Consider the following 25944-nt stretch of genomic DNA (forward strand, 5'->3'; position numbering starts at 1 on the left):
GTGAAAAAAGTTACGCAAACGTTGTATTTTGATTAAAAAACGACTTAAGAAATCGTTTTCGTTAATAACTAAATTATAATCTATTACCTGGTGTTTTCATATAAATGTATATTTATCAAAAATTAATTGTTTTTATTAAATAGAATCCTATTTTTTATTGCTTTAACTAAACTATCTTAATAAATGAGTTCAGAAACTAAAACAAATTATCCTGCGCTGTATACACTAATTACAGTGTTTTTTTTCTGGGGATTTATTGCTGCCGGAAACAGCATCTTTATTCCTTTCTGTAAAAACTATTTTTCATTAGACCAATTTCAATCGCAGCTGATTGACTTTGCTTTCTATACCGCTTACTATCTGGGAGCGCTTTTGCTTTTTATTTTTGGAGCTGTAAACGGAAAAGACCTGGTAGGCAAATGGGGATATAAAAGGAGTATAGTCTACGGATTGTTGTTTTCTGCATTAGGAGCCGGAGCTATGATTGTTGCAGTTGAAGCGAATGTGTATGCGGGAATGTTGGTGGGATTGTTTATAGTGGCCTTAGGATTTTCATTGCAACAAACAGCGGCAAACCCTTTTGCCGTTTTGTTAGGAGATCCAAAAACGGGTACCAGCCGTCAGAACTTAGCCGGTGGAATCAATTCCTTTGGAACGACAATCGGACCAATCATTGTAGGTTTTGCATTATTCGGAACAGCAGCAGCAGTGAGCGATGACCAGATTAAAGGATTGGGTTTAGATAAAGTAATCCTGCTATATGTTGGAGTAGGAATCTTATTTTTAATAGCAGCAAGCGTTTTCTTTTTCTCGAAAAAACTTCCAGCCGGAATTTCAAACGAGCCAATGGAAAAAGCAAATAAAGCCATGACCACATTGATTATCATGACCGGTCTTTTGGCAATAATGTTTGCGCCTGTTTTTAATAGCTATAACTCACCGGAAGCAAAAAAGATAGTTGAAATTGAAAAGTCAATCGAACCGATAACGAAAGACATTAAAAAGCTAAGCGACAATCTGGTAAAGATTAAAAAAGACAAGGTACTTACTGAAGAAGAAAAAAATATAGCTTCTGAATCAATCAAAAGTGAAATCAAAGTATTGGAATTAAGTGTTGAACCGCAGCACAAAGAAATTCAGGAAATCAGACATCCTCTTGAAAAATACAGAATGTACTGGCTTTCTGGAGCTTTATTGGTAATCGTAGGAGGACTTTTATTTGCTAACCGTAGCGCACAAAAGAAAAACGATGGCTGGGGCGCTATGAAATACCCACAGTTAGTTTTAGGAATGTTGGCTATCTTCACCTATGTAGGAGTTGAGGTTGCAGTTGGAAGTAATTTAGGAGAACTATTAAAACTGCCTGAATTTGGAAGTTTCCAATCGTCTGAAATTGCACCTTATATTTCGATGTATTGGGGAAGTTTGATGATTGGCCGTTGGGCAGGAGCAATCAGCGTTTTTAACCTGACTGCAAGCAAAAGAAAACTAGCCCTGATTATTGTTCCGTTAATTGCCTTTTCGGTTATTATTGGCGTAAATACATTGGCGCAGCAGGATATGTCATCACTATACTATTATGTAATCTGCGTATTATTACAGGTTTTGGTTTTCTTCCTAAGCAAAAACAAACCGGCAAGAACATTAATCTTATTTGGACTAATGGGCGTTACTGCCATGCTAATTGGATTATTCTCTACAGGAACCGTTGCAATCTATGCTTTCCTTGCAGGAGGATTGGCATGTAGCATCATGTGGCCGTCTATCTTTACATTGTCAATTACAGGTCTTGGAAAATATACAGCACAAGGTTCTGCTTTCTTGGTAATGATGATTTTAGGAGGAGGAATTATTCCGCCTATACAAGGGAAATTGTCCGATATTATCGGAATCCACGCTTCGTATGTAATACCGGTAATCTGTTTCTCATACCTTACTTTCTTTGCGATTGCCGTAAAAGGAATATTGAAAAGGCAGAATATTGATGTTGATGCAATTGAAGCCGAAGGAGCCCATTAATTTATTCTTAATGAATTCATAATAACGAATCCGAAGCAGATATATTCCCTACATTTGCTTCGGATTTTTTACTTCTCATGAGACTTTCAAAATACTATCTGGCTGCCATTACAGCCTTTACAATCTGGGGATTTTTCAGTTTGGCTTTAAAGCCTTTACATCTGTATCCTTCATTGGATATTTTATTTTATAGGGTATTTCTGTGTGTCGTTCTCATGATGGGAATTAATCTTCTTTTCAGAAAAAAGACATTAAGAGAAACTAAGGAAAATTTCAGGATGATGTCGGCTACTCAAAAGAGAAATGTCGTACTTCTGACATTGGGAGGTTCATTGCTATTATCTGCCAATTGGTTTTTCTTTATTTATGTAATGAATCACGTTAGCGTAAAAGCAGCTTCGTTTGCGTATCTGGTCTGCCCAATACTCACAACAGTTTTTGCTTATTTTATACTGAAGGAAAAATTAAATAAATGGCAATGGACAGCCGTAGCATTAAGCATTTTTAGCTGTGTATTGTTGTCTTTTAACCATTTCATGGATATTTTCTACAGCCTGATTGTAGCGGCTACCTATGCCTTGTATCTGGTTTCGCAAAGAAAGAACACGGCAATAGACAAATTTCTGCTACTTACCTTACAGCTGACAACCACAGCAATTATCTTATTGCCGTTCTATCCGTTTTATAGTTCTGAGGTTCCAACGGCTTTTGATTTCTATTTTTATCTGGTCATCATCGTGGTGATGTTTACCATCATTCCACTTTTCCTGAACTTATATGCGTTGAAAGGAGTCAACTCGTCAACAGTAGGGATATTGCTTTATATCAATCCGCTGATTAATTTTTTCCTTGCCATTTTTTATTATAAGGAAGACATTACTACATTCCAAATCATTGCTTATTCCTTAATCCTGCTTTCGATTATTATTTTTAACAGCAAGCACATCTTCAAGTCGAAAACAAAAGAACTACAGACGAAAGATGTGTAATTCATTTTATATCCCGATTTTTGTATCATGAAAAAAGTATATCTAGACAATGCTTCTACAACAGCGTTACGACCTGAAGTCATTCAGGAAATAGCCCATGTTTTGCAGGAAGAATATGGAAATCCGTCCTCAACGCACAGTTTTGGTCGGTCAGCTAAGAACATACTCGAATCTTCAAGAAAATCGATTGCCAAGCAGTTAAATGTATCAGCACAAGAAATCATATTTACTTCAGGCGGAACAGAAGCGAACAACTGGATTCTTCGTTCGGCAGTAAAAGATTTAAAGGTAAAAAGAATCATCACGAGCAAGATTGAACATCATGCTGTACTTAATACTGTTTTGGCCTTACAGGCTGAATATGGTATTGAAGTAGATTTTGTCAATCTGAATTCCAATGGCGAAGCAGACATTAATCATTTGGTAGAACTGCTTTCTCAGGATAAGCCTACATTAGTAGCCTTAATGCATGTGAATAATGAAACGGGAACTGTTTTAGATATAGAAAAAGTAGCCAGGCTGTGCAAGCAATACAAAGCCTATTTCCATTCAGATACGGTACAGTCTGTTGGAAAGACAGAAATAGACCTCCAAAAAGCAGAAGTAGATTTTATAGTTGCCAGTGCCCATAAATTTCATGGACCAAAAGGTATCGGCTTTGCTTTTATAAGAAAGAATCCGGGCATAAATCCAATGATTTTTGGTGGTGAACAAGAAAAAGGACTTCGTGCCGGAACAGAAGCTATTCATAATATTGCCGGTATGGCAAAAGCTCTTGAGGTTTCTTATGAAAATTTAGAAGCAGAAAGAAAACACATCCAAAGCCTAAAGGATTATTTTATCGAAAAACTAAAAATCCATTTCCCGGATTTTAAGATAAATGGCAATCCGGAAGGATTTTACAATATCATTAATATCTTATTTCCTTTTTCTGATGAAAAGACATCCATGATTCTTTTTAGCCTTGATATGAAAGGAATAGCGGTTTCCAGAGGAAGTGCCTGCCAATCAGGAAGCATCAAGCCATCGCACGTATTAAAAGAAATGCTTTCAGAAGACGACCTGAAAAAGCCAAGCTTAAGAATCTCATTCAGCCATTTTAATACGCAGGAAGACATCGACTTACTTATCGAAGCCCTAAAGAAAGTTTAATAGTCTCAAGTCCCAAGTCTCATGTCCCAAGTCCCAAGTCTCAAGTCTAAAATCCCAAGTCTAAAATCCAAAATCTAAAATCCCAAATCAAAAATCTCAAATCCAAAATCCAAAATCTTTAACACCAAATTCTAATTAATTTTCTATGTTTGTGTAAAAACAAACTTTATGAAAAGAGTACTAATTACTTCGATGGCCATCTTCGGCTTTGTCGTGAGTTCCTCCGCACAAAACAAAGGAAAAATAGAAATCGGGCTTCATGCCGGGTTGAATTCTTCTAATGCCAGTACAACATATGATTCGGCTGATCCGAGCATAGGTTTTAACTTAGGAGCATCTGCAGATTATTATTTTTCGGATAGCTGGAGTCTTAAAGCAAAATTGATTTACGACAGAAAAGGATGGGATAATGATCTTATTCTGGTTTCTGATCAATTTGATCCTGTTCAACGATATGCAAGAACAGATATCAATTTAAATTACCTTACAGTTCCTGTAATGGCAGGTTGGCACTTTGGAAACAAGAAAAACTGGTATTTAAACTTTGGGCCTTACATAGGCTTTTTAATGAATGCAAAAGAAACTAGGCTAGATACTGACATAAAGGACAGTTTTAATAAAGTAGACGGTGGTATTGCATTTGGAATAGGCGTAAAGATTCCGGTATCCGACAAGTTTAAGGTTTTTATTGAATATGAAGGACAGGGCGGTATGGCTGAAGTTTTTAAATATAATGATTATGACGATACTATTGTGAATATGAGAAGCTCCTTCAACGTAGGGATAAACTTTTTACTGTATTAATATGTTGGCAGTAGGCAGAAAGCAGTAGGCAGAAAGCTGAAATCCAAATCAAAAATCGTATTTGCCACAGATTATAGGATTTACACAGATTTTCCAAACAATCCAAATCTGCAATCTTAAATCTTAAATCAGAAATCAAAAAATAGATTAATAAAAAAACCGTTTTGGATTTCAAAACGGTTTTTTTATTATTTATTCTTCCTGCAAATCTAAAATCCAAAATCTAAAATCAGAAACCTCAAATCTGCAATCTAAAATCTTAAATCAAAAATCTTACAAATGTATCACTTCGCCGTAAGCATCAGCAGCAGCTTCCATGATAGCCTCGCTCATTGTTGGGTGAGGGTGGATTGACTTGATGATTTCATGACCTGTAGTTTCTAATTTTCTAGCTACAACAGCTTCAGCAATCATATCAGTTACACCAGAACCAATCATGTGGCAACCTAACCATTCGCCATATTTAGCATCAAAAATAACTTTTACGAAACCATCAGGAGTTCCGGCAGCTTTTGCTTTTCCAGAAGCTGAGAAAGGAAACTTACCAATTTTCAATTCGTAACCTTTTTCACGAGCTTGCTTTTCTGTCAAACCTACAGAAGCAATTTCAGGAGTAGCATAGGTACAACCTGGAACGTTTCCATAATCGATTGGCTCTACGTGTAGGCCAGCGATTTTTTCAACACAAAGGATTCCTTCTGCAGAAGCAACGTGAGCCAATGCTTGTCCAGGAACCACATCACCAATAGCATAATAGCCAGGAATGTTAGTTTGGTAGTAAGAGTTAACTACAATTTTATCTCTGTCTGTTGCGATTCCAACTTCTTCAAGTCCGATGTTTTCAATGTTCGATTTAATTCCAACGGCAGAAAGTACGATTTCAGCTTCAAGGATTTCTTCTCCTTTTGAAGTCTTTACAGTAGCTTTTACGCCATTTCCAGAAGTATCTACTTTTTCAACAGAAGCATTAGTCATGATTTTGATACCCGCTTTTTTCAAAGAACGCTCAAATTGTTTTGAGATATCTTCGTCTTCAACCGGAACAATGTTTGGCATAAACTCAACAATAGTAACATCAGTTCCCATAGCGTTGTAGAAATGTGCAAACTCAACTCCAATAGCTCCAGAACCAACAACAATCATTGATTTTGGCTGTTCAGTCAATGACATAGCCTGACGGTATCCAATTACTTTTTTACCATCTTGCGGCAAGTTTGGCAATTCACGAGAACGTGCTCCAGTTGCAATGATAATATGGTCTGCAGAATATTCTGCTGTTTTTCCATCTTTTCCAACAACATCAATCTTCTTTCCTGGTTTTACTTTTCCAGTACCTTCAATAACATCAATCTTGTTTTTCTTCATCAAGAATTGGATGCCTTTGCTCATTCCGTCAGCAACACCACGTGAACGTGAAATAACAGCATTAAAATCCTTGTCGAATTTTTCAACTGTCAAACCGTAGTCAGAAGCATGTTTTAGGTAATCAAAAACCTGTGCGGATTTTAGTAATGCTTTCGTTGGGATACATCCCCAGTTCAAGCAGATACCGCCTAGATTTTCTTTTTCGATAATAGCAACTTTAAAGCCTAATTGCGATGCTCTGATGGCTGTTACATAACCTCCAGGTCCGCTTCCTAAAACAATGATATCGTATTTCATTAGAGTGTAATTTTTTCTTGTTATTTGAGAGTACGAAAATAACTAATTATTTGGTTATGGAAAAGTTTCGCTCTCGCAAAGTTTCCACAACTGCTGTTAGTATCAATTTTTCTTTTTTGTGGTAATTCTTATAAATGCATACAGGATTAATGTCTGCAGCAAAACATTTATCAAAACGAGCATGAAACCGAAGTTTGCAGAGCCATCAGAATAAAACGGATAGCTTTTGTCTATTAGATAGACAGGAAAGCTCAGGAAAATAATAATCAGATGGGACAGATTGACCAAAAACCGACTCGATGATTCTTCAATAATATAAGTACAGGAAATGGAAATAATTATTTCCAAAATAATTACGGCAAAAAGAAGCTTGAAGAATAGTTTCATGTGTACTGTATTAGCTCTCAACTGCAAATTGAGAGTAGTATAGGTTTTTATAGTAACCTTCTGCCTTGTTGATTAGTTCGTAATGGGTTCCTTGCTCTACAACATTTCCTTTTTCCATAACTATAATCTTGTCAGCATTGACAATAGTTGCCAATCGGTGTGCGATTACGATAGAAGTCCTGCCTTTAGTAATGGTTTCTGTAGCTCTCTGAATCAGATCTTCTGAATACGAGTCGATAGACGAAGTCGCTTCATCAAGAATCAAGATACTCGGATTGCTGACAAATGCTCTTAAGAATGCAATAAGCTGTCGTTGTCCTGAAGAAAGCATTACACCACGTTCTTTTACATTATAATCATAACCATGTGGCAATGTCATTATAAAATCATGCACACCAATTTCTTTTGCTGCCTTAATCACGGCTTCTCTCGAAATATTCGGATTCTCAAGCGTGATGTTATTATGGATTGTATCGGCAAAAAGAAACACATCCTGAAGTACCACGGCAATCTGATTGCGAAGGCTTTTTAGTGTAAAGTCTTTGATGTTGGTACCGTCAATCAATATTTCACCTCCGTTAATTTCATAAAAGCGGTTGAGCAGGTTGATGATTGTCGATTTTCCAGCTCCGGTAGCTCCAACTATTGCAATAGTTTCTCCTTCTTTGACATGAATATTAATGCCTTTTAGAACTTCTTCTTTGTTAGTATAGCTAAAATGTACCTTGTTGAAATCGATATTACCTTTAAATGTAGGTGCTGCAACTTTTCCTTTGTCCTGAATATGTCCTTCCATATCCAAAACTTCAAAAACACGATTTGCTGCAATCATTCCCATCTGCATCTCATTGAATTTATCCGCAATCTGACGCAAAGGGTTGTACAACATTCCGATAAACATGGTGTAAGAGAACAAATCTCCAAAAGTGGTTGTTCCGTTACCTGCCAATATGTTCATTCCACCATACCAAACAACTAGCCCTAGAGAGATAGAAGAAACAATATCAGCAATAGGAAAGAATATGGAGTTATACCAAACGTTTTTGACCCAGGCTTTTTTATGCTTGTCATTGATTACTTTAAATTTCTCGTATTCGATATCTTCTCTCGAAAATAGCTGTACGATTTTCATTCCGGTAACACGCTCCTGAACAAAAGTATTCAGGTTGGCAATCTGTGTTCTTACTTCTTCAAAAGCCACCTGCATTTTTTTCTGGAAAACACGTGTAGCATACACCAGTATAGGCATAGCACACATTACTATAATCGTGAGTTTCCAGTTCATGTAGAACATAAAAAGCAATACAACTACCATTTTCAAGAGGTCACTTATAATCATAAATAATCCCTGACTGAAAATTTTTGAAATGGATTCGATGTCGAATACAGAACGGGTTACTAATTTCCCGACTGGTTCATTGTCAAAATATTTCATCTTAAAGCTCATCATGTGTCCGAAGAGTTTTACCCGGATATCTCTGATAATGTCTTGTCCGAGCCAATTGGCAAGGAAAACGAAATAAAATTGAGAAATTACTTCAACAATCAGGGCGGAGCCCATTAATAAAATAAAAAATAACAGACCGGTAGCGTCTTCCGGCTGTATGTAATTGTCAACGGTCCGTTTTAGTAAAAAAGGACGGAGTGCAGCGAAAACAGATAGAGTAACCGCAAAGAAAATAACCCAATAATACCGGGTTTTGTACGGTTTGGTGTACTCCATTATTCGCCTAAATATCTTGGTATCTGATGCTTTCATTTCTTTTTCTCGAGGCTATTTTTTGTCAGCGGCAAAGTGCCACAAATATAAGGATATTCTACTTTGGTTAGAAACAGGCCATGGGCTGGGGCAGAAGCTCCGGCTTCGTTTCGGTTTTTACTTTCAATGATTTTTCTGAAATCTTCCAGGCTTAGCTTGCCCATACCAACATTTACCAGTGTTCCTACAATGGCACGTACCATATTTCGGAGAAAACGGTCGGCAGCAACAGTAAAGACCAACTTATTATCGGTTTTTGTCCAATTCGCTTCCATGATTTTGCATAGGAAGGTCTTTACATCTGTATTTACTTTTGAAAAACATTGGAAATCGTCGAATTCGAAAAGAATTTTTGCAGCCTGGTTCATTTTTTCCACATCAAGATGATGATGGCAATACCAGCTCAAAGGCTCTTCAAAAACATCTTTTACGTTAGTGATATGGTATTCATAGGTTCTTTTCACCGCATCAAACCGGGCATGCGCATCATCAGCAACCGTATGGATTTTGATGATGGCAATATCTTTTGGCAGGTACGAATTCAGCTTATTTTTTAAAATATCGGCTTCAAAAGAAATATCAGTATCAAAATGAGCAAACATCTGTTTGGCATGCACGCCCGTGTCTGTCCTTCCTGCGCCCGTAATTTCAACAGTGCTTCGAAGCAGGACAGAAATAGCTTTGCCCAACGTTTCTTGTACAGAAGGAGCGTTAGGTTGTTGTTGCCAGCCGTGATAATTTTTGCCATTGTAAGCAAATTCGATGAAATATCTCAAGGTGAAGTAAATCCAAAGTTTTGAAAAACAAAGATAGTCATAAGTTTTATAGGTGCGAGAATGCAAGGTTTCAAAATTTTCTTAAAGTTATGAACCAAAAGAGTTTCGCTTTTTAGATTTAAGACCCGAGAAACTTTGTAATTTTACCCGCCTAATTTGAATGATTGATGAAAAAAATTCTTTTGCTTTCCGATACCCACGGCCATATTGACGATACTATTTTAAAATATGTTGATCAGGCGGACGAAGTATGGCATGCTGGCGATATAGGCGATCTGATTGTAACGGATACTTTAAAAAAGCATAAGCCGTTACGAGCTGTTTTTGGAAATATTGATGGCGATAAGGCAAGAATGGAATTTCCGCTTCATAATCGCTTTATGTGTGAAGGAGTAGATGTCTGGATTACCCATATTGGAGGCTATCCGGGAAAATATAGTCCGGCTGTAAAAAATGAAATTACTTTAAATCCTCCAAAGCTTTTCATTACTGGACATTCGCACATTCTAAAAGTAATGTTTGACAAAAAACTAAACCTGCTTCATATGAATCCCGGAGCTTGTGGTATTTCGGGTTTCCATCAAGTAAGAACAATGCTTCGTTTTGTTATCGAAGGCGATAAGATTAAAGATTTGGAAGTGATTGAAATAGGGAAGAGGCCGTAGCCCAACTATTTAGGAATCTGAAGCTTGATGTAAATCAAAGTTCCGGCATTAATCTTTGAATTTATAGAAATAGAACCTTTTAAGTGTTTGATTCTGGATTTTATCTGCGTAAGCCCAAAACCGTCACTTAATAATTCCTTGCTGGTATCAAAACCTTTACCATCATCTTCAATTGTAAGCAAAAGCTGGTTGTTGTTTTCTTCTAGTGTAATATAAGCTTTAGAAGCCTTGCTGTGTTTTATGATATTATTAAAAAGTTCAGCGGTGATGAAATACACACGCATTTCAAACTCTTCGTTATAACGCCTTCCTTGCGGAACATAACTGGAATATTCAAATTGGAGAATAGAATTCGAATTTTTTTCACATAGATCCTGCAACGCATGAAATAGTCCGAACTTAGCCAATAAGGGCGGAATCAATTCATGAGATAAATCCCTGACATTATCATGTGCTTCTTTTAGTATAGCTCTGGTTTTTTGGATTTCTTCGGAATTTTCGTTGGGGTTATTTGCTGTATAGGCAGAAAGATGAAGACCTGCAGAAGACAACAGTGCACTAATACTATCGTGAAGTATAGTAGCGATGTTTTTTCGTTCAATTTCCTGGCCGTCGATGGTGGCATTGATAATATTTTGCTTGATTTGCCTGTCCAGATCAATAAACTTGTTTTTCTGTTTCAGCCTTAAGTTTTGGTAGAAGAAATAGAATAAGATAGTACTGAAAGCAAAAAGCGCAATAAAGATCAGGATTATTTTTTGATTGTTTTTTTGCTTTTCCTCTAGCAATCGCTGCTTTTCTTTATTCTCATTCTCAATTTTTTCAATCTTGTATTTTGTTTCTACATCTGAAATAGCTCGCTTGATATTATCTTCATAAATCGTTTCGTTGACATGAAAATATTTATTCATGTATTCGATGGCATTTTTATAATCGCCCATCATTTCATAACCATAAGATAGGTTAAGGAACGTATCTCCAACTTCCTGAGAAATGGTATCTTTTGGATTTATTTTTAGGGATTTTTGATATTGTTCTACTCCTTTTTTATAGTTTTTTTCAACCACAAGGTAATAATATCCCAAGTTGCTCAAAGCGGTGCAAATCTGCCTGATATTGTTCGCCTTTTCTGCATAAAACATGGAAGAATCAAGATATTTTCTAGCCAATGTATACTTCTCATTTGTGATATAATAACTGTAGTAGTTGTTGTGGCTGTAAGCCAATTCACTAGGGTCATTCAGTTCCTTGGCGCCTTTCATGATTTTTTCCATGTAAAAGAAAGCACTGTCAGATTTGGTCAGGATATGGACTTTAAAAAGCCTTTGGTAGATGAATGAGTTGGGTACTAAAAGTTTGTGTTTCCTTCCCAAGGAAAGCGAACGGTAGTAATAATTTTTTGCCCTGTCATAATTTCGGATAGAAGCATACCGATGCCCGATATCTTCCAGAATTTCCATCCGAGAGGCTACAATATTGTGATCCTCGGCAACTTTCAGGGCTTTGAATAAGGTTTCGAAGGATTTTTGACTATCATTAAGCAAAAAATAGATGTCAGCCTTTTTGAGGCTGACATCGCAATACTTTTTATAATCCTTGTTTTCCAGATAAAATTTGGCCTTTTCTCTTGAATATTTCAAACCTTTGAGGTAGTCTTTATTATTCGTATAGAAGGATAAAGAATCTATGGTTTTATCTTGAGCAGTTACAAATCCAGAAAATGAAAAGAATAGGAGTATTGTCCAAAATGACGATTGGAAATTAGGCCATTTTAAGGTCATCTATTCTTAATCTTGGTTTTTTTGTTACTGGATCTCCATCGCCAATTCCACCGCTTTCCCCATCAGGAAGTTCAAAATCTACGTTTATTACATTCTCTATACAAGAAAAGTATTCGTAGTATTCTACGAAACTTGTTGAAGGATCTTTCTCGTAAGGCTTTAAGGTAACGGCAATAATATTAACTTCATAAGGATCTACAAAGGTGGTTTACTCGCAGTTGTCTGGGATTTGAAAAGATACTTTAAAAGCGTCGTCTTCTTTTCCAATAGCATAGTTTTTTAAGAATAATGACATAGTTTCTGATTTATTAGATTAATTAATTAAGTTATGTTTCAAGGCGTATTTTACCAATCCAATGGTTGTTTTTACATTAAGCTTTTTGATCAGGTTCTTGCGATGGGTTTCTACAGTATTAGTACTGATATTGAGCTCTTCGCCAATTTGAGTACCGCTATATTCCATAGTGATAAGTTTGAGCACTTCCAGCTCTCTCTCTGTGATTGAGGAAAGTGGCATGGCTTCATTAATATAGCTTTGTTGTGGTATTTTGGAAAAAGACTCAAAAATCCGATCCCGTATGGATTGGGAAAAATATTCTTCACCATTTGCGACTGCATTGATGGCTTCAATAATATTTTCTCCTGCACTTTGTTTGCTAAGATAACCATTCGCGCCGAGTTTTAGCACTTCTTTTATGATTTTTACATCATCATAGCTGGAAAGGATGATTACTTTACAGCAAAAACCTTTTGTAGCGAAATCTCGAAGTACCTCAATACCGTCTTTTTTTGGCATATTAATATCCATTACAAGGACATCTGCCTTGCTTATTTGGACATCTTCAACCAGATTTTCGCCATTTAAGGAGTATCCGGCGACCTCAAATTTAGGATTAGTCTTCAGCATTGAGAGCATGCCGTCAATGAGAACTTGGTGATCGTCAGCGAGATATATTCTAATTTTTGTGTCCATTTATGGGGAAATTGGCTTAACCAAATTTAACCTTTTTTTTGAAGTAATCCCCATAGCAAATTAATTTCCCTTACAAAATGCCATAAAAATCGATGAAATACAAAAAAAGCCCGAACATTGTTCGGGCTTTCTTACGCACTAAATAAAACTAAGTTTATAGGTTTATCTCAATCGATCCACAGATTTTACGAGATCTTCATCCTTTTTTATGGCTTTGTTTGCAAGCACTAAAAAAACGATAGAAAAAATAGGTAGAAACATCCCAATACCCTTCTCTGAGGTCGCCACCTCTCCGGATAAGCTTAGCGAATGATATACAAATAATCCTAATAAAATTAAATTCAATATGATGTTCAATCTGCACAAGACAAATTGGAGTTTTCTATTCTTAAACAAGAAAATAGTAATCAGGGAAAGCAAAGCGCTCAATGTAAACAGACTTATATCTAACAGATGATCTGACGCAAATGTCTTTACACCGGTAGAAGAGGTTTCCAAAGGAAAAACAAATGGCAGATTCCCCATAACAATAAAGGCAGCCACAAGATATATAGTCTGTATTCTCTGAATCATTATTCATTGATTTGTCCCACAAAAATATATTTTCTTTTTCATAAATACTATTGCATGATTAAAATTTATTCGTATTATTGCATAAGAAATCCGTAAGCACTTCATTTAGCGGGTTATCCATTTTCAAAAAAAATAGAATCACAACTACTCTTTCAAAGATTCCAACAATTAATTCAAAACATGCATGTTTGATATTTCTGTATTAAAAGAAATGAAGCTTTCTGAGCTTCAGGATATTGCTAAAGCAACAAAAAAAATAAAGATTAACGGAGTAAAAAAAGAAGCCCTGATTTATCAAATATTAGATTATCAGGCAGCAAATCCTGAAGTTATTCCGACTTCTGCGGCTGAAACAGAAGCTAAACCAAAGAGAGCGAGGATAATCCCTGAAAAGAAACCTAAAGTTGCTGTAGAAAATACAAATACCCTTTTTTCTGAACCGGAACCGGCTGCTGTAAATGAACAGCCAATACAAGAAAAAAAGAGACCTGTTGCAAAGCCAGTAATCGCTGTAAAAACGACAGAAACAAAAAGCCCGGATGCTATTGCAGCTCCAACACAAAAAGACAAAAAACAGCCCCGATTTAATAAAAATAACTTTGAGAAACCTCAAGCTACTAAAGAAGAAATAACTGAAAAAGAAGCAAATGAAGTAACTCAGCAGCCTGTTGAAAATCAATCGGCTCCTTCTCAAAAAGGTCAGGAAAAAACTGCGAAACAGCAACCACAGCAAAATCAAAAGCAGAATCCTAACCAAAAACAAAATCCAAACGGTAATGGAAATCAAAATCCTAACCAAAACCCAAACCAGAATCAGAATTCTAATCCCAACGCTAATCCTAATTTCAAGAATAATAAAAAGACCAATTTCAGAGATGCTGATTTTGAATTTGACGGTATAATTGAAAGTGAAGGTGTTTTAGAAATGATGCCTGACGGATACGGATTCCTGCGTTCATCAGATTACAACTATTTAGCATCTCCTGACGATATTTATCTTTCTACTTCTCAAATACGACTTTTCGGATTAAAAACAGGTGACACGGTAAAAGGTGTTGTTCGTCCACCAAAAGAAGGGGAGAAATATTTTCCTTTGGTAAGAGTTTTAAAAATCAACGGACATGATCCACAGGTGGTTAGAGACCGAGTTTCTTTTGAGCATTTGACACCACTTTTCCCGGATGAAAAATTTAATCTGGCCGGAAAACAAAGTTCTATTTCTACACGAATTATCGATTTGTTTTCTCCTATAGGAAAAGGGCAAAGAGGAATGATTGTGGCGCAGCCAAAAACAGGTAAAACAATGCTTTTAAAAGACATTGCTAATACCATTGCTGCCAACCATCCTGAAGTATATCTTATTGTACTTTTAATTGACGAAAGACCTGAAGAGGTAACCGATATGCAGCGAAGCGTTAGGGGAGAAGTAATTGCTTCGACCTTTGATGAACCTGCTGACAGACACGTAAAAGTGGCCAATATTGTTTTGGAAAAAGCAAAAAGATTGGTAGAATGCGGCCATGATGTAGTTATCCTTCTGGATTCGATTACCCGTCTGGCAAGAGCTTATAATACTGTTCAGCCGGCTTCCGGAAAAGTGTTGAGTGGTGGTGTGGATGCAAATGCATTGCAAAAACCAAAACGTTTCTTTGGAGCAGCAAGAAATATAGAAAATGGTGGATCGCTAAGTATCATTGCAACAGCCTTGACAGAAACTGGTTCTAAAATGGACGAGGTTATTTTTGAAGAATTCAAAGGAACAGGAAACATGGAATTACAGTTGGACAGAAAGATTGCCAACAAACGTATTTTCCCGGCTATCGACCTTACTTCATCAAGCACGAGAAGAGACGACTTGCTTTTAGACGAAGGAACGATACAGAGAATGTGGATTATGAGAAAATACTTGGCTGATATGAATCCGGTTGAAGCGATGGATTTTATCAACGATCGTTTCAAAAAGACAAGAAATAATGAAGAATTCCTGATTTCGATGAACGACTAATCAGAATGAAAATAAAAAAACTCCAATTGCTAAAATTGGAGTTTTTTTATGTCTTTATTTTTTTGTTGCGACAATACTATATACCATCGGGATTTTGTTTCCTAAATGCTTGATACGGTATTTGCCGGGTTCAAATTCTTCTGTCTTGCTAAAGCAATCATAAGGCGAATAGTCATATTCGCCAAAAGAATTCAGCTCTAGACCATTTGTGATAAGACTGTTGAGGGTCTCGCTAGTAGCGTGATTCCAGCTGATTGCTTTTGAAGAAATTGGAGCCTCCGTATCTGCGTAGGTGCCATTTACAGTTTCGATTATTGCATCTTCCTTGAAATAATTATAGCCTATTCCTTCAAAATTATCATCAAACATCCAGACAACTGGGTGAAAATCTGCCATGATAAATTTACCGCCAGGTTTTAAGAACCGTTGGATCACTTTAGCCCATTTATCTAAATCGGGTAACCAGCCAATAGTTCCATAGCTGGTAAACACGATGTCAAATTCTTCGTTGAGATGTTCAGGCAAGCTGTATACATCACAATTAATAAATTGGGTGTCCAGGTTTAATTGTTGCGCAATTTCCCGAGCCTTATCGATTGCTTTATCAGACAAATCGACTCCGGTAGCTTTTGCCCCAAGTCGGGACAATGACATCGTGTCTTGCCCAAAATGGCATTGCAAATGAAGGATTTTCTTGTTTCTGACATCGCCAAACAAATCCAATTCAATCTGTTTTAGCGTATTGTTTCCTTCTAGGAAACTTTTTTGGTCATAAAATTCAGAATCGACATGGACTTCTGTCTTTTTATTCCAGGTTTCCCTGTTTATTTCTAAGTAATTTTCTTCCATAGCTTTTATATTATAGTAATAAATTTAATGACGCTACCTTGATTATGTTATTTTTATCAGTAACGTTCCGTAAAGCTACAGATAAAAATCATACGATTGATATCTTTGATATAGTTGCTATGTACTTATGGAGATAAAGTAATATCGAAACAATATGCCAATGGGTGTTATTAATTGTTTCGAGTATTTTTATGAATTATAATTTTTCATACCAATCCAAAATATCGTCAGCGACTTTTTCCCAACCAGGTTCGCCCGCAATAAAATGGCTTTTTTCATCATAGACTTTCAAATCGACCACGCTGTTTCTGTCTTTGTATTTTCTGGCAATGGTAGTTGTCAATGAAGCAGGGAAAATATGATCATTTCCGCCGCCAATAAATAAAAGTGGGGTATGGGCTTCTTTGAAATTAATATTAGAATACGGGTCCAAAACCAACTGTCTGCTCACCGCAAAACTTTCTGGAACTGCGTACAAATCGAACATTTTTTCTTTTTCTTTCTCAGGTAAAGTGTTGAAAAAGGCATAATCATACCATTTTCGGGAGCCCATATAATTTTTCTTTCCAGAGAAAAATCCAAAAGCAGGCAATACGGTTTTTAGTGTTTGAAATGGAGGAAATACATTTTTAGGAGGCGCTCCGTCAATACTTACAGCTGCTGCTACTTTGTTTAAATCGGTCAATTTTAGCGCTGCCATTCCTGCCATTGAATGGCCAATTACCAAGGGTTTTTCAGGCAATGAATCAATCAGTTTGGCAATATTATCTACTACGGCTTTGAAATTGGTCTTTGCCAAATCGGGATGGTCCGTTTTTCTTAATTCAGCAGGATTGCCTTCATGTCCAGGATTAACAGGAGTATGGACTGTGTAGCCTTTTTGTTCATAATAATCTTTCCAAGATGTCCATGTCTGGTTGTTTACGAAATTTCCGTGTATAAGCACGATTGTTTTTGACTTATTCATAATTTGATTATTTAGTTGTTAAATGATAGGACAAAGTTCTATCATCGTAATGCCAAAAACTTTAACCTGAGTTAAAATCGTATTAGTTGCCAGAAATTCTTTTTCGTATACGGCTGAGCGATGGTCCTTGAATGCCGAGATAGGAAGAAATCTGGTATAAAGGAACGGTATTAAAAATATCGGGATGGTGTTTGATTAAATCCAAATAGCGTTCCTCAGGAGTCTGAAAGAGAAAACTTTCTGTGCGGGCAATGGTTATGTTGAAAGCTTCCTGTGCCAGTAACCTGCCAAATCGTTCCCACGCATGCGACTGCCCGTACAATCTTTGCAAATCATTAATGTGGATGCATAAAACTTGCGAATCGGTCATAGATTGTGTATGATAATCACATGGCATCTGATTGATAAAGCTTTTAAAAGATACCACAAACTGATTGCCAGAATACAAGAAAACATTTTTTTCATCGCCTGTTTTTGGGTCAACGATATAGGACCTGAAGACGCCTTCTGTCACAAAGCCCAGATACCTACAAACATTTTTGTACTCATTAAAAAAATCCCATTTTTTATAGCTCATTTCCTGCCATAATGATTCCGACAGCTGAAAATCTTCATCTGTTAATCCGGCAAATTCTTTTAATGCAAAGGATAAGTGTTTGAGTTTATCCATGATTTTATCCTTAAAAAGTTCAGATTCTTTCCGAGTAAATATAAATAATTTGCAAGAAAGTTCCGCTATTTGCAGAATGATTTTATCGTTTTTAAAATTTCTATTCGATAGAATTTCAGGTTATTAGGTGGAAATAGAAATGAAAAAAGCCTTTCTGATTTTCAGAAAGGCTTTCTTAATGGTTATTGGTAAAAGTTAGTTTACGATTACTTTTTTAGTAGCCGTTTGGTTTTGAGAAGCCAATTTCAAGAAATAAAATCCTGAAGGAAGATTCTCTAAAGTGTATGTATTGCTTTGTGAAGCAGGATTTTTGATTTCCTGAACAATCTGACCATTGATATTGATCAATTGGATTTCATCCAAAACGATATCTGAATCGATATTGATTTTATGGTTGCTTGCAGGGTTTGGATACACTGCAACGGCAGAAAGCGGATTGAATTCATGCGTTGAAAGCGATGGCCAACGGTTTTCTGCTGCAGGACCTCCCCAAATCATTGTTGCCAAATATGGGTTGTCGATAAAAGGATTTCTATTTCCTTGTCCATATTGATTATTTGCATTACCTAAATACGTATTTCTATTATCTTCATATTGTGATACAGGATCTTCTGCGTTCCATTGAAGAAATAAATCAATCATGTTAGCATCAGATGCTACAGGAGTTCCTACACCAACATTTTTAGGAAGACATCTGTTACCATATCTAAGGTACATGTACATCATCATTCGGGCAACATCGCCTTTCCACTCATCACCAGGATACCATGTTGAAGAAGTGACATCGTGTGAAGTTCCAGAACCGGCTGTGAATTTTTCACTTCCTCTGTCACCATTTCTCTGAACATCGGCAGCTCTCAGGTGATGTGCATCAGCACCAGGTCCTGAAGTTCCTAAGTCTGGAGTTCCTAAAGATTTCGCATACGTATGCTCTCTGTTCCATTCGCAAGTAGCACCACCACCATCACTGTTTTTACTTCTGCGTCTGTGGTCGTTATCATCTGCCTGAGATGATGGACAGATTGAATTGCTGAAGCCATACAAAAGAAGGACATTCGTGTTTGTAGCATCGGCAGGGTCAAGATCGATAATTTTGATGGCTTGTTCTGCACCATCATAGCTTAACGTTTTTGTATGTGTCGATGTGATTTTTTGCGCAAGGGCTGTTTTTAATGCTGTTCCTGTTTGAGTGAAATCAAATCCATTGTAATAAGGAGCGGGCGCACCAGCTTGAGCAAAGGCAAAAGATGCAGTGAACATCATTGCCAGAGTGTAAAATTTCGTCATTAAATTATAATTAAGGGAAGCAAATGTAATTGGTTTTCCCAATAGAATTTTAAAATTTAACGTATTAAATCAATAAAAAATGCCTGATTTTTAAAAATCAGGCATTTTTTGTAAGAATTATATGTAAAAGTAACGTTAATTTACTATTACCTTTTTTGTAGCCGATTGGCTGTCTGAAGTCAGTTTTAAGAAATAGAAACCAGAAGGAAGATTTTCCAAAGTATACGTCTTGCCTTGTGATGATGGATTCTTGATTTCCTGCATGATTTGACCGTTAATGTTGATCAACTGTATTTCATCCAACTGCAATTCTGTATCGATATTGATTTTGTGATTGCTGGATGGGTTTGGATATACTGTAACAGCTGCAAGCGCTTCATATACAGGAACTGAAAGTGGCATACCCCAAACTAGTGTTACATAATCATTATTGTCAATGTATGGGTTTCTGTTGTTTTGACGTGCATAAACCGCATTGTTTCTAGCTATTTCTTTGGCACTTACAGGATCTTGTTGGTTCCATGTAAGCAGGATGTTTAGAAAAGTAGGAGAGAATGCTCTGCCGCTAGAACCATCAAACATTACTTTTGAAGTAGATGTAGACGCAGTGTAAAAACCAGCAAGCTGTGTTTCATAACGTGTTGCAAAGTAAAAAAGAAGCCTTGCAAAATCACCTTTATATTCGTCAATAGGTTCAAAAACAGTAGCAGTATATCCTGCAGAATATCCTGAGTTAAGATTGTTTCCTAGTTTTGAACCGTTTTCTGAAGTCCAAGAAGCATTTTGTACGACTCCAAAAGGAAAATCATCTCTTCTTGCATTGACCACCTTGTCTGTAGGCAATACGAAGTGCGCATCAGAATACATTGGTGTAGTTCCGTTACCGAAATAACTTTGAGGGACAGTATGCTCACGGTTAAAGAAAACACATTCTGTTGTTGCATTTGTTCCGTTATCCTGGTTTCCACCATTAGCTACAGTACCAAAAGTAAAATCACAATTGGAATACATATCCCAAACTTTACCATTCGCTTTTTTATCAGATGTCTGATAGGTAACATAAAGACCAGCATAACCTCGGTCAGTATGATTTTTGATGATATTGTAAAGTTGAGTTTTTAAAGTATAACCTGTGCCAGTAGCAGAATTATAATAGCCCGCCGGAGCTTGGGCAAATCCTATTGTTGCTACAAGCAATAACAGGAAGGAGTAGTTTTTTTTCATTTTATGATTCTTTTTTTTCTTTTCGTTCAAACAACGCCATATAAAATCCGTCAAATCCTGATTCTGAGGCCAAGATTTTCACATCTTTTACAAAGGTAAAGTTTTTCCCAGTATCTGTTGTTAAGAAACGTTTAACTTGCTCCTGATTTTCAGAAGGTAAGATAGAGCAAGTAGCATACACTAACTTCCCACCAGGCTTTACTATCTTGGAATAACTTTCTAAAACTTCAGCCTGTACTTTTCGGATATTGTCAATAAATTCAGGTTGCAATTTCCATTTGGCATCAGGGTTTCTTTTCAATACGCCCAAACCGCTACATGGAGCATCAATTAAGACTCTATCTGCCTTTTCGTGTAATTTTTTAATGACTTTAGTGGTGTCAATAATTCTATATTCGATATTGAAAGCACCGTTTCTTTTTGCTCTTAGCTTTAATTGCTTTAGCTTACTTTCGTACAAATCCATTGCAATCAACTGTCCTTTGTTTTCCATCAAAGAAGCCAGATGAAGTGTTTTTCCTCCAGCACCAGCGCAGGTGTCCACAACTCTCATTCCTGGTTTTACATCCAGAAAAGGAGCTACTAATTGCGAGCTGGCATCCTGAACTTCAAAAAAACCTTCTTTAAAAGCATCCGTTAAAAATACATTAGCTCTTTCTTTTAGTACCAAGGCATCATGCTGGTCTTTTAAAAACTCGGTTTCGATATCCTGATCCATCAAAATTGCACGAAGCTTTTCTTTGGTAATTTTTAGAGTATTCACTCTTAAGATTACTTTTGCAGGCTGGTTTTGGGCTATAATTTCTTTAGACCAAAGTTCTTCACCAAGCTCTTTTATACCTAATTCGTCCATCCAATCCGGAATAGATTCCTTGAATTTTCTGATTTTAGAAAGCTCGTCAAAACGGCCTTTTATTTTTCTTTCAGGTGTTCCTTCTAATTGTCTCCAATCCGGAATAGGATAGCCTCTTAAGACAGCCCAAACAGCAAAAACTCTCCAAAGGTCATCTCTGTCAAAAGGTTCTTTCACCTCTGCAATTTCCATGTATAACCTTTTCCAACGGACGATATCGTAGATAGTTTCCGCTACAAATTTCCTGTCACTGCTTCCCCAACGCTTATCTTTCTTTAAGGCTCTTGCCACAACCTTATCCGCATATTCCCCTTCATTGAAAATAGCATGCAATGAATCAATGGTCGTATAAACTAAATTTCTGTGTAATCTCATTTTATGTAATTGAGGGGCAAAGGTATCACATTTTTTGCTTGTTGCCAACGGTCGTAGCTACAATGAAAAAGGCGGTCATTTTTTGACCGCCTTTTTAAAAAAATTTATTTTGTTTTAACCTCTGGAACCTCCGCCTCTTGAGCTTGAATTAGCTCGTGATCCGCCTCCGTCATTGCTTCTTGACTGTTGTGGAGCACTTTGTCTTGGAGTAGAATTACCTCTGCTTATATTTGTATTAGAAGGAGCGCTGCTTCTGGTTGGCGATTCCGTTCTAGGTGTCACTGTTCTGGTTGGTGCATCATAACTTCTTGTTGGCGTATTTCTTGTGTTTTCTACTCTTGTAGGAGTTCCTGTAGTTCTTGTTGAATAAGTCGGAACTGTTGTAGCTTCAGAACGTGTTGTACTTCTTGTTGAAGAATTCAGATTGCGATCTGTACTTCTAACTTCATTCGTTCTGGTTTCATTCGTTCTGGTCAAAGTAGAGTTATCTCTGTTTCTTGTTGAAGAATTCTGGCCACGATCTGTATTTCTAACTTCATTCGTTCTGGTTTCATTTGTTCTTGTCAGGGTAGCATTATCTCTGTTTGTTGTTGCAGAATTTCGTGTCCCTGTCGTGTTACGTGTCCCGTTTGAATTTCGTGTCCCTCTTACATCAGCATTTCTTGTTGATCCGCTTCTTGATTGAACCAATTCATAACGGTTGCTCACATTGTTATTTCTTTGTGCAAATGATCTGTTAGGATACATTCTTTCATATCCGTTTGAGCGTCGGCCATTGTTGTAAATTGATTCAGCTCTTGGATTTCTTCCTGTGTTTACATAATAATAGTTGTTCTGTACATTTATGTGATTATGAACGTGTCTTTGATATCTGTAAATTGGATATGGATTCCAGGTATGGTAATAGGTTGGATAATAACTCCAATACCAAGGAGAATAGTAAGGTCTGTAATAATTAGTCCAGAAGACATTAAAAATTACAGGTCTTGTGACATATACCGGCTCATAGATATAGTTTGTACCGTACATATAAACGTCACCTACTACCTGAATTTGTACATTATTATTGCTGTCTCTCTCCACTTCAATGGTTGCGACATCCTGATACACATCACGATCTAAAACAGATTGGATAATTATCAAGTGGATATTGTTTTCTACAGTTTCGATAACTCGCAGATAATCTACTTTATTGTCGCCATTCAGGTCAAGATTAGAAATCTGTGCTTTTGGGTCATTCAACCTTCTTTCAAAGTCTGCCAAATCCTGCGAATCTCCAAATATGGAAGCTACGGCTCTAAGATCAAGGTTGTCGCTAATATCACGGCTATTGGCTGTGACGGTCGTCCTGTCTTGTGCCTGGATTTGTATCGCAAATAAAAATGCGAATAGGGCAGATGTTATAAATTTTGCTTTCATGATTTCTACTTATTTTAAGTGTTCTTGACTGATAATTTTTTTCTTTACAAGCTAATAACCAATATCCGTGCCAAGATTTTTTAGAAAGCTTAGTATAGTTTTAAAAAACCAGTAGGAGTGAGGCCTGAGCTCTTCTTAAATAATTTTGAAAAATAGGCGTAATCATCATAACCCAGGGATTCCGCAATTGCCGAAAAATTATTTTTTGTATGTAAAAATCGTCTTTTTGCTTCCAGAATAACCCTATCAGTGATAACTTCAGAAGCTGTTTTCCCAATTATGTTTTTTGTAATCCGATTTAAGTGTTTTGGACTGATGTTCATCCAGTCTGCATATTGTGAAGGCGATTTTTCTGTGATATAATTTTTTTCGATGAGATCTTCAAATTGTTGAAACTTTTCAGAATAGGTGCCTGATGTTATGATTTTTGGAGCATTTTCTGTTAGATATAATCGAGATAGTTCGATGTAAATGATGTCCATATAGCTTAAAATAAGCTGTTGCTGAAAAGGTTTGCTGCTTTGGTATTCCTCTAAAAGTTTTTGGAATAAAAATTCTGCTTCTTCTTTCTGCTTCTTGTCTAAGGCTATGTATGGCGTATTCTGAATGGAATAGAAAAACGGGAATTGGTGCATTCTGTTGTGAGAATAGTGCAAATCGTAAAAATTAGCTGTATGTGAAAAAATATAGCCGTCAATATCTTCAGAAAGTTCCCAATGATGCGTTTTGCCAGGAGGAAGAAGGAACAGGCTTCCGGGTTTGATTTCGTAGGAATTAAAATCGATTTCATGTCTTCCTGAACCTTTTGTAAATAGGATTGTCAGGTAGGAATTATGTTTGTGTGGCCTTGTAATATTACTGTGGTTCTCTAAAATATGTGGCGGAATCTTATTGACATAAAAATCCTTTTGGCCTTTGCCTAGTTGTAATTGGCTGATGTCTAAAACGCTGATCATTTCCATACCATAAAGATACAAATAAAAGTTATAGAATGTCCGAATAATACAAATATTAGCGTAATTAACCTATTGTAAGATGCTCATCCCTTTCGGAACTTTGTCCTAATAAAACAATAGAGTTATGTCATTCTTAAAAAATGTAATTCAGAATAAATGTCCCAATTGCGGAAAAGGAAAAGTGTTCAAAACAAATGGAAACCCATTTTTATTTCAGATGCCCGAAATGCATCCTGAATGTTCAGAGTGCGGCCATAAATTTGTAAAAGAACCGGGCTATTTCTTCGGGGCAATGTATGTGAGCTATGGGTTGGCTGTTGCAGAAATGGTAGCTACTTTTTTTATTTCCAGATTGTTTGTAACGAGTTTGGTCCACAGTCTTTTGTTTATTGTTGCGGCGGCATTCCTGCTGTGCACGATTAATTTCAGATATTCAAGACTGTTATGGATTTATATGTTTGACAGCAAGGCCAAGGCTAAAGCTAATTAGCTTAGAATATTTAGAGAACAATTTTATTTTTGCCGCAGATTACAAAGATTTCCAGTGATTTTTCGACATGAATCATTTTAATCTGTGTTAATCTGTGGCATTATAGTACCAACAGATTTATTTAGAAACCCTGTTAACTAGCTTTAGTTGCTTTTTTCTTGAATTTTCTGCCATACCAGATTAAGAATCCCGTTACAGGAAGCATTCCGCAGATAAAGCTTGCGATGAAAGCCAGTATTTTTCCGGGAATTCCAAGGATTGCTCCGACATGCAAGTCATAATTAGCAGTAATTAATTTTTCTCCAAAATTTTTCTCAGAATGGTTTCTGTTCAAGAGAACCTCTCCTGATTTTTGAGCAAAACGCATTTCATGCGAAACATAATAGGTGTTTTCGTTCTGTTGCACATAAATATCTACGGTTGCTAAAGAATCGGTTGGTTTTCCTAAGCTGAAAGCATCAGCATCAGGATAAGCAAGTTTTGTTTTCTCTAAAGCGGTTTCCATCACATCAGAGATTTTTGGAAGATTTGCATTAGCTTCTTTTGCTATGATTTCTGGTCGTTCAGTAGTGCCGGAACCTGCTACATAAACGGCAGACTGAAACCATGAAAATGCCCAAACCATTCCGGTAAAAGCAATGATTAATGCAATTGTAGCGATATAGAATCCGAAAATATTGTGGATGTCATAGTTTTTTCTTTTCCAATTTGTAGTCTCTTTCCATTGGAATCGAAAACGCTGCTTCCTGGCAGCTTTGTTTTTTGGCCACCATAAAATAATCCCGGTAATAAGCATGACGACAAAAATAAATGTCGACCAACCTACGATTTGTTGTCCGAGTCCTATTTCCAATAAAAGGCTCCAATGGATGTATTTTACAATATTGAAAAAGTCCATTTCTTCATCATAAACCGCTAAGATTTCTCCGGAATAAGGATTTACATAAATCGATTTATAATAATCGATCGCTCCAAAATAGGTTATCGCATTTTCATTTCCTTTGTAACAGCCAAAAATCCATGCTTTTTCAGGATTGTTAGAAACCTTTACGCTTGAAATTTTAATATGATTTCCGATTTTTTCCTGAGTATCGCCCCAAAGTTTTGAGATAGGAAAAGTAGTAGATTCAACTTTTGGAACATACATGGCGTCCTTGCGAAGCGCTTCTGTAATTTCGACACTAAAAACATAAATACAACCCGTAACAGCAAGCAATAAGACAACAAGACCTGAAGCCATTCCAAGCCAAAGGTGTATTTTTCCAATCCAATGCTTAAGGCCGTATTTGTTTTTCTTCTTTGCCAAGTG

General features: G+C 36.6%; 23 protein-coding genes. 7 read left to right on the forward strand and 16 right to left on the reverse strand.

The window, feature by feature from the left end; translation table 11 throughout:
- The first annotated feature begins 183 nt into the window (after nt 1-183).
- The 4 genes from FJA49_RS12765 to FJA49_RS12780 all read left to right on the forward strand — a co-directional run bounded on the left by FJA49_RS12765 (nt 184) and on the right by FJA49_RS12780 (nt 4964).
- Complete coding sequence (locus FJA49_RS12765) at nt 184-2019, forward strand: MFS transporter (RefSeq protein WP_140001307.1); 1836 nt, start codon at nt 184-186, stop codon at nt 2017-2019.
- Between the two features lie 77 nt (nt 2020-2096).
- Entirely contained in the window at nt 2097-3008 is a 912-nt protein-coding gene (locus FJA49_RS12770; protein ID WP_140001308.1) for an EamA family transporter, read from the forward strand.
- 27 nt (nt 3009-3035) lie between these two features.
- The gene (locus FJA49_RS12775) at nt 3036-4160 is read left to right on the forward strand and encodes a cysteine desulfurase family protein (protein WP_140001309.1); all 1125 of its coding nucleotides are present in this window, start codon (nt 3036-3038) and stop codon (nt 4158-4160) included.
- Nucleotides 4161-4328: 168 nt separating this feature from the next.
- A complete protein-coding gene (locus tag FJA49_RS12780; RefSeq protein ID WP_140001310.1) occupies nt 4329-4964 on the forward strand; it encodes a porin family protein in 636 nt (211 codons plus the stop codon).
- A 273-nt stretch (nt 4965-5237) separates the two neighbouring features.
- On the opposite strand, the gene lpdA is transcribed toward FJA49_RS12780, so the two are convergent.
- The 4 genes from lpdA to truA form a co-directional block, all read right to left on the reverse strand.
- Complete coding sequence (lpdA, locus tag FJA49_RS12785) at nt 5238-6626, reverse strand: dihydrolipoyl dehydrogenase (RefSeq protein WP_140001311.1); 1389 nt, start codon at nt 6624-6626, stop codon at nt 5238-5240.
- A 102-nt stretch (nt 6627-6728) separates the two neighbouring features.
- Nucleotides 6729-7013: a hypothetical protein gene (locus tag FJA49_RS12790; protein ID WP_140001312.1), complete on the reverse strand. Its 285-nt coding sequence runs from the start codon at nt 7011-7013 to the stop codon at nt 6729-6731.
- Nucleotides 7014-7023: 10 nt separating this feature from the next.
- Nucleotides 7024-8772 (reverse strand): ABC transporter ATP-binding protein, encoded by a 1749-nt coding sequence (locus FJA49_RS12795; protein ID WP_140001313.1) that lies wholly within the window; start codon nt 8770-8772, stop codon nt 7024-7026.
- Nucleotides 8769-9548, reverse strand: coding sequence for a tRNA pseudouridine(38-40) synthase TruA (truA, locus tag FJA49_RS12800; RefSeq protein ID WP_140001314.1), 780 nt, complete (start codon nt 9546-9548; stop codon nt 8769-8771). The genes FJA49_RS12795 and truA overlap by 4 nt, the downstream gene beginning before the upstream one ends.
- A 167-nt stretch (nt 9549-9715) precedes the next feature.
- Here truA and FJA49_RS12805 point away from each other — a divergent pair, with 167 nt between their 5' ends.
- A complete protein-coding gene (locus FJA49_RS12805) occupies nt 9716-10213 on the forward strand; it encodes a metallophosphoesterase family protein (protein ID WP_140001315.1) in 498 nt (165 codons plus the stop codon).
- Nucleotides 10214-10218: 5 nt separating this feature from the next.
- Here FJA49_RS12805 and FJA49_RS12810 read toward each other — a convergent pair whose 3' ends face one another.
- The 3 genes from FJA49_RS12810 to FJA49_RS12820 all read right to left on the reverse strand — a co-directional run bounded on the left by FJA49_RS12810 (nt 10219) and on the right by FJA49_RS12820 (nt 13540).
- Complete coding sequence (locus FJA49_RS12810) at nt 10219-11994, reverse strand: ATP-binding protein (protein ID WP_140001316.1); 1776 nt, start codon at nt 11992-11994, stop codon at nt 10219-10221.
- 313 nt (nt 11995-12307) lie between these two features.
- Entirely contained in the window at nt 12308-12967 is a 660-nt protein-coding gene (locus tag FJA49_RS12815) for a response regulator (RefSeq protein ID WP_140001317.1), read from the reverse strand.
- A gap of 162 nt (nt 12968-13129) precedes the next feature.
- On the reverse strand, nt 13130-13540 hold the full coding sequence (locus FJA49_RS12820) for a DUF4293 domain-containing protein (RefSeq protein WP_140001318.1): 411 nt from the start codon (nt 13538-13540) through the stop codon (nt 13130-13132).
- A 184-nt stretch (nt 13541-13724) separates the two neighbouring features.
- On the opposite strand from FJA49_RS12820, the gene rho reads away from it, so the two are divergent.
- Nucleotides 13725-15545, forward strand: coding sequence for a transcription termination factor Rho (rho, locus tag FJA49_RS12825; protein ID WP_140001319.1), 1821 nt, complete (start codon nt 13725-13727; stop codon nt 15543-15545).
- Nucleotides 15546-15599: 54 nt separating this feature from the next.
- Here rho and FJA49_RS12830 read toward each other — a convergent pair whose 3' ends face one another.
- The 8 genes from FJA49_RS12830 to FJA49_RS12865 form a co-directional block, all read right to left on the reverse strand.
- On the reverse strand, nt 15600-16394 hold the full coding sequence (locus FJA49_RS12830) for a class I SAM-dependent methyltransferase (RefSeq protein ID WP_140001320.1): 795 nt from the start codon (nt 16392-16394) through the stop codon (nt 15600-15602).
- Between the two features lie 196 nt (nt 16395-16590).
- Complete coding sequence (locus FJA49_RS12835) at nt 16591-17361, reverse strand: alpha/beta hydrolase (RefSeq protein WP_140001321.1); 771 nt, start codon at nt 17359-17361, stop codon at nt 16591-16593.
- Nucleotides 17362-17443: 82 nt separating this feature from the next.
- Nucleotides 17444-18031: a Crp/Fnr family transcriptional regulator gene (locus tag FJA49_RS12840; RefSeq protein WP_140001322.1), complete on the reverse strand. Its 588-nt coding sequence runs from the start codon at nt 18029-18031 to the stop codon at nt 17444-17446.
- Between the two features lie 195 nt (nt 18032-18226).
- Entirely contained in the window at nt 18227-19318 is a 1092-nt protein-coding gene (locus tag FJA49_RS12845; RefSeq protein WP_140001323.1) for an endonuclease, read from the reverse strand.
- A gap of 135 nt (nt 19319-19453) precedes the next feature.
- On the reverse strand, nt 19454-20542 hold the full coding sequence (locus FJA49_RS12850) for an endonuclease (RefSeq protein WP_140001324.1): 1089 nt from the start codon (nt 20540-20542) through the stop codon (nt 19454-19456).
- Between the two features lies 1 nt (nt 20543).
- A complete protein-coding gene (locus FJA49_RS12855; RefSeq protein WP_140001325.1) occupies nt 20544-21770 on the reverse strand; it encodes an RsmB/NOP family class I SAM-dependent RNA methyltransferase in 1227 nt (408 codons plus the stop codon).
- A 114-nt stretch (nt 21771-21884) separates the two neighbouring features.
- Nucleotides 21885-23189: a putative sodium/potassium/calcium exchanger gene (locus FJA49_RS12860; protein ID WP_140001326.1), complete on the reverse strand. Its 1305-nt coding sequence runs from the start codon at nt 23187-23189 to the stop codon at nt 21885-21887.
- Nucleotides 23190-23278: 89 nt separating this feature from the next.
- On the reverse strand, nt 23279-24151 hold the full coding sequence (locus tag FJA49_RS12865; protein WP_140001327.1) for a helix-turn-helix domain-containing protein: 873 nt from the start codon (nt 24149-24151) through the stop codon (nt 23279-23281).
- Between the two features lie 118 nt (nt 24152-24269).
- Between FJA49_RS12865 and FJA49_RS12870 the strand changes: the two genes are divergently transcribed.
- Nucleotides 24270-24635, forward strand: coding sequence for a DUF983 domain-containing protein (locus FJA49_RS12870; RefSeq protein ID WP_140001328.1), 366 nt, complete (start codon nt 24270-24272; stop codon nt 24633-24635).
- A 133-nt stretch (nt 24636-24768) separates the two neighbouring features.
- Here the strand turns inward: FJA49_RS12870 and FJA49_RS12875 are convergent, their stop codons facing one another.
- A complete protein-coding gene (locus FJA49_RS12875) occupies nt 24769-25941 on the reverse strand; it encodes a PepSY-associated TM helix domain-containing protein (protein WP_140001329.1) in 1173 nt (390 codons plus the stop codon).
- Between the last annotated feature and the right edge of the window lie 3 nt (nt 25942-25944).

The sequence above is a fragment of the Flavobacterium microcysteis genome, assembly GCF_006385255.1.
Lineage (GTDB): Bacteria > Bacteroidota > Bacteroidia > Flavobacteriales > Flavobacteriaceae > Flavobacterium > Flavobacterium microcysteis.

Coding starts and splice junctions, on each gene's coding strand:
- FJA49_RS12765 (WP_140001307.1), top strand. CDS start 184: ATGAGTTCAGAAACTAAAACAAATTATCCTGCGCTGTATACACTAATT.
- FJA49_RS12770 (WP_140001308.1), top strand. CDS start 2,097: ATGAGACTTTCAAAATACTATCTGGCTGCCATTACAGCCTTTACAATC.
- FJA49_RS12775 (WP_140001309.1), top strand. CDS start 3,036: ATGAAAAAAGTATATCTAGACAATGCTTCTACAACAGCGTTACGACCT.
- FJA49_RS12780 (WP_140001310.1), top strand. CDS start 4,329: ATGAAAAGAGTACTAATTACTTCGATGGCCATCTTCGGCTTTGTCGTG.
- lpdA (WP_140001311.1), bottom strand. CDS start 6,626: ATGAAATACGATATCATTGTTTTAGGAAGCGGACCTGGAGGTTATGTA.
- FJA49_RS12790 (WP_140001312.1), bottom strand. CDS start 7,013: ATGAAACTATTCTTCAAGCTTCTTTTTGCCGTAATTATTTTGGAAATA.
- FJA49_RS12795 (WP_140001313.1), bottom strand. CDS start 8,772: ATGAAAGCATCAGATACCAAGATATTTAGGCGAATAATGGAGTACACC.
- FJA49_RS12805 (WP_140001315.1), top strand. CDS start 9,716: ATGAAAAAAATTCTTTTGCTTTCCGATACCCACGGCCATATTGACGAT.
- FJA49_RS12810 (WP_140001316.1), bottom strand. CDS start 11,994: ATGACCTTAAAATGGCCTAATTTCCAATCGTCATTTTGGACAATACTC.
- FJA49_RS12815 (WP_140001317.1), bottom strand. CDS start 12,967: ATGGACACAAAAATTAGAATATATCTCGCTGACGATCACCAAGTTCTC.
- FJA49_RS12820 (WP_140001318.1), bottom strand. CDS start 13,540: ATGATTCAGAGAATACAGACTATATATCTTGTGGCTGCCTTTATTGTT.
- rho (WP_140001319.1), top strand. CDS start 13,725: ATGTTTGATATTTCTGTATTAAAAGAAATGAAGCTTTCTGAGCTTCAG.
- FJA49_RS12830 (WP_140001320.1), bottom strand. CDS start 16,394: ATGGAAGAAAATTACTTAGAAATAAACAGGGAAACCTGGAATAAAAAG.
- FJA49_RS12835 (WP_140001321.1), bottom strand. CDS start 17,361: ATGAATAAGTCAAAAACAATCGTGCTTATACACGGAAATTTCGTAAAC.
- FJA49_RS12840 (WP_140001322.1), bottom strand. CDS start 18,031: ATGGATAAACTCAAACACTTATCCTTTGCATTAAAAGAATTTGCCGGA.
- FJA49_RS12845 (WP_140001323.1), bottom strand. CDS start 19,318: ATGACGAAATTTTACACTCTGGCAATGATGTTCACTGCATCTTTTGCC.
- FJA49_RS12850 (WP_140001324.1), bottom strand. CDS start 20,542: ATGAAAAAAAACTACTCCTTCCTGTTATTGCTTGTAGCAACAATAGGA.
- FJA49_RS12855 (WP_140001325.1), bottom strand. CDS start 21,770: ATGAGATTACACAGAAATTTAGTTTATACGACCATTGATTCATTGCAT.
- FJA49_RS12860 (WP_140001326.1), bottom strand. CDS start 23,189: ATGAAAGCAAAATTTATAACATCTGCCCTATTCGCATTTTTATTTGCG.
- FJA49_RS12865 (WP_140001327.1), bottom strand. CDS start 24,151: ATGGAAATGATCAGCGTTTTAGACATCAGCCAATTACAACTAGGCAAA.
- FJA49_RS12870 (WP_140001328.1), top strand. CDS start 24,270: ATGTCATTCTTAAAAAATGTAATTCAGAATAAATGTCCCAATTGCGGA.